Source organism: Streptomyces sp. 13-12-16 (assembly GCF_002114215.1).
GTDB lineage: Bacteria > Actinomycetota > Actinomycetes > Streptomycetales > Streptomycetaceae > Streptomyces.
On record NZ_NCTE01000573.1, the window covers coordinates 1 to 3403 of the forward strand.

Here is a 3403-nt window from a genome sequence, read left to right on the forward strand (position 1 = left end):
GTGCCGAGGCCCGCCGTGGACCGGCCCATGGACGCCGTGGACGTGGCCGCCGCCGCTGCCGCCGCGCTGGACGGCGCCGTGCTGCACGGGATGCCGCCCTCGCCGATCGTCGCCGACCTGACCCAGGGCGTGAGCACCGGCGACCGGGAGCCGACCACACCGACGCCGGTGCCGGCCGCCCGCCCGCAGCGGGAGGAGCCGAAGGCGGACAGGTCCCAGGACGGGCCTCAGGACGGGCCGAAGCGGGACAAGCCGCCGGCCGGCGTCCTGGACATGACCAAGGAGCCGCCGCGCGAACCCCGCGATCTGCCCGCCCGCGCGGAGCAGCTCCAGCTCTCCGGCGACATCACCTACTCGCTGCCCGCCCTCGACCTGCTCGAGCGCGGCGGCCCCGGCAAGGCGCGCAGCGCCGCCAACGACGCCATCGTCGACGCGCTGCGGAAGGTCTTCACGGAGTTCAAGGTGGACGCCGCCGTCACCGGCTTCACCCGCGGCCCGACGGTCACCCGCTACGTGGTGGAACTCGGCCCCGCCGTGAAGGTCGAGCGGGTGACCGCGCTGACCAAGAACATCGCGTACGCCGTCGCCAGCCCGGACGTGCGGATCATCAGCCCGATCCCCGGCAAGTCCGCGGTGGGCATCGAGATCCCCAACACCGACCGGGAGATGGTCAACCTCGGTGACGTACTGCGGCTCGCGGAGTCCGCCGAGGACGACGACCCGATGCTGGTCGCCTTCGGCAAGGACGTCGAGGGCGGCTACGTCATGGACTCGCTGGCGAAGATGCCGCACATGCTGGTCGCCGGCGCCACCGGCTCCGGAAAGTCGTCCTGCATCAACTGCCTGATCACCTCGATCATGATGCGGGCGACCCCGGAGGACGTCCGGATGATCCTGGTCGACCCCAAGCGCGTGGAGCTGACGGCGTACGAGGGCATCCCGCACCTGATCACGCCGATCATCACCAACCCCAAGCGGGCCGCCGAGGCGCTCCAGTGGGTCGTGCGCGAGATGGACCTGCGTTACGACGACCTCGCGGCCTACGGCTACCGGCACATCGACGACTTCAACCGCGCGGTGCGCGAGGGCAGGGCCAAGCCGCCCGAGGGCAGTGAGCGCGAGCTGCAGCCGTACCCGTACCTGCTGGTGATCGTCGACGAGCTGGCCGACCTGATGATGGTCGCCCCGCGCGACGTCGAGGACGCCATCGTGCGCATCACGCAGCTCGCGCGGGCGGCCGGGATCCACCTGGTGCTCGCCACGCAGCGGCCGTCCGTCGACGTGGTCACCGGTCTGATCAAGGCGAACGTGCCGTCCCGGCTGGCGTTCGCCACCTCCTCGCTCGCGGACTCGCGGGTCATCCTCGACCAGCCCGGCGCCGAGAAGCTGATCGGCAAGGGCGACGGGCTGTTCCTGCCGATGGGCGCGAACAAACCGACGCGTCTGCAGGGCGCCTTCGTGACCGAGGAGGAGGTCGCGGCCGTCGTCCGGCACTGCAAGGACCAGATGGCGCCCGTCTTCCGGGACGACGTCACCGTCGGGAGCAAGCAGAAGAAGGAGATCGACGAGGACATCGGCGACGACCTGGACCTGCTGTGCCAGGCGGCCGAGCTGGTCGTCTCCACCCAGTTCGGGTCGACGTCCATGCTCCAGCGCAAGCTGCGCGTCGGCTTCGCCAAGGCGGGCCGGCTGATGGACCTCATGGAGTCGCGGAACATCGTCGGACCGAGCGAGGGTTCGAAGGCTCGTGACGTTCTTGTGAAGCCTGATGAACTGGACGGCGTGCTCGCGCTGATCCGGGGGGAGTCTGAAGGGTAGGCGAACGGGAGGCGGTCGGTGCCTCCGGGCACCCGGGCGGTCGATCGTGACCCACCCGTTAGGGACCACCGGGCAACTGTTTCCCGTCGGTGCACGTCAAGTTGAGCGAAGTGACAAACCGCAGTCCCATCATCGGAATGTCGGGCCATTCCGATGGCGTACAAAGTCCTACCGCCCGGTTGCCCCATCCTCTCGTACCCCTCCTAGACTGAACCTCCAGCACAGGCGGCTACACGCTCGAAAGGCGCCCCCGTGTCCATCGGCAACTCCCCTGAAGACGAGCGTCCGTTCGAAGACGTTTCCGAGGAAGCCCGCCCTTCCGTCTCCGTCGGCCGAGCGCTGCGGCAGGCCCGCATCGCCGCCGGGCTCACCGTCGACGACGTCAGTACCGCCACCCGGGTCCGCATCGCCATCGTGCACGCCATCGAGGCGGACGACTTCGCCCCCTGTGGCGGCGACGTCTACGCGCGCGGGCACATCCGGACCCTGGCCAGGGCCGTGGACCTCGACCCTGCCCCACTGATCGCGCAGTACGAGGCCGAGCACGGCGGCGGCCGTCCGGCCCCGACCCCGGCCGCCCCGCTGTTCGAGGCGGAACGTATCCGTCCGGAGCGGCGCGGACCCAACTGGACCGCGGCCATGGTCGCCGCGATCGTCGTCGTGATCGGCTTCGTCGGGTTCACGATGGTCAAGGGCGACGACGGCGGCAAGGCGAACGTCGCCGACGGCGCCACGCCCAGCAAGTCGGCCGCTTCGCCGACCCCGAAGTCGGAGAAGCCCGCCGAGCCCGAGCCGGAACCGTCGGACAGCGCCATCGCCGCCGCGCCGCAGGACAAGGTGACGGTCCAGGTCAGCGCCGCCGACGGACGCAGCTGGATCTCCGCCAAGGACCACAACGGCCGACTGCTGTTCGACGGACTGCTCAAGCAGGGCGATTCCAAGACCTTCCAGGACAGCACCAAGATCAACCTGGTCCTCGGTGACGCCGGCGCGATCGACCTGTTCGTGAACGGCAAGAAGATCGAGGACGACTGGCAGCCGGGCGCCGTCGAGCGCCTCACCTACACCAAGGGCGACCCGCAGGCCGGATGACCCGGCACAAAGGGTGCTTCGACGACGGGGTTGGCCATGATCGGCCAACCCCGTCGACGTGGGGCGTCAGCGGGACGAAGTAGTCTTGAGCCCATGCCTGAACGCCGTACCGTCGCACTCGTCACCCTTGGCTGCGCCCGTAACGAGGTGGACTCGGAGGAGCTCGCAGGCCGTTTGGAGGCGGACGGCTGGCAGCTCGTGGAGGACGCCGAGGAAGCGGACGTCGCCGTCGTCAACACCTGTGGCTTCGTCGAGGCCGCCAAGAAGGACTCCGTCGACGCCCTCCTGGAGGCCAACGACCTCAAGGGACACGGAAGAACCCAGGCCGTCGTCGCGGTGGGCTGCATGGCCGAGCGGTACGGCAAGGAACTCGCCGAGGCCCTCCCCGAAGCCGACGGCGTGCTCGGCTTCGACGACTACGCCGACATCTCCGACCGCCTCCAGACCATCCTGAACGGCGGCATCCACGCCTCCCACACCCCGCGCGACCGCC

General features: G+C 69.9%; 2 protein-coding genes and 1 pseudogene. All 3 read left to right on the forward strand.

Annotated features, from left to right (window positions below):
- Positions 1-1818 (forward strand): DNA translocase FtsK (locus B7767_RS23005; RefSeq protein WP_143652597.1); only part of this gene is annotated, 1818 nt, incomplete at its 5' end.
- 252 nt (positions 1819-2070) lie between these two features.
- Entirely contained in the window at positions 2071-2910 is an 840-nt protein-coding gene (locus tag B7767_RS23010) for a helix-turn-helix domain-containing protein (RefSeq protein ID WP_085573862.1), read from the forward strand.
- A 93-nt stretch (positions 2911-3003) separates the two neighbouring features.
- Positions 3004-3403 (forward strand): annotated as a pseudogene (locus B7767_RS23015) (30S ribosomal protein S12 methylthiotransferase RimO); the annotation flags it as partial.